This window comes from Bacillus sp. 05T31 (assembly GCF_056396725.1).
In genome coordinates, this window is the sequence record NZ_JBFTMA010001531.1 from 1 (window position 1) to 354 (window position 354).

A 354-nucleotide genomic window follows, 5' to 3' on the forward strand; every position below is an offset into this window, starting at 1 on the left:
GCGACATTCGTTTATCACAGTCTTATGTTAGCCCATCTAGAGTGTTCCATGACACTTCAATCAGAAAAAGAGGAAGTATTAGAACTGAAAGAGTGGATAAATGAGCCTAGAGCAACATTTAGATATACAAAAAGTTCAGTTGATGTTATTCGGCCAGATGGAATTGCAGTAATTGGCGTTAAAGATAAGATTGATGCAAATGTAGGATTGTTTTTAGAAATGGAAAGGACATTTGGTACAAAAGATGTTCTTTTAAAGAAGATTAGACGGTACAACGATTTTTTACAACGTGAAGAAAAGATTGAAGAATATGACCAAAATGTAGGTTTTTCTTATCCAATTAGAGCGTGGAGA

The 354-nt window shown here is 34.5% G+C and carries 1 protein-coding gene; it reads left to right on the plus strand.

From position 1 onward, the window contains the following. A partial coding sequence (locus AC1DJR_RS34200; RefSeq protein WP_477004691.1) for a replication-relaxation family protein occupies nucleotides 1-354 on the plus strand: 354 nt, incomplete at both ends.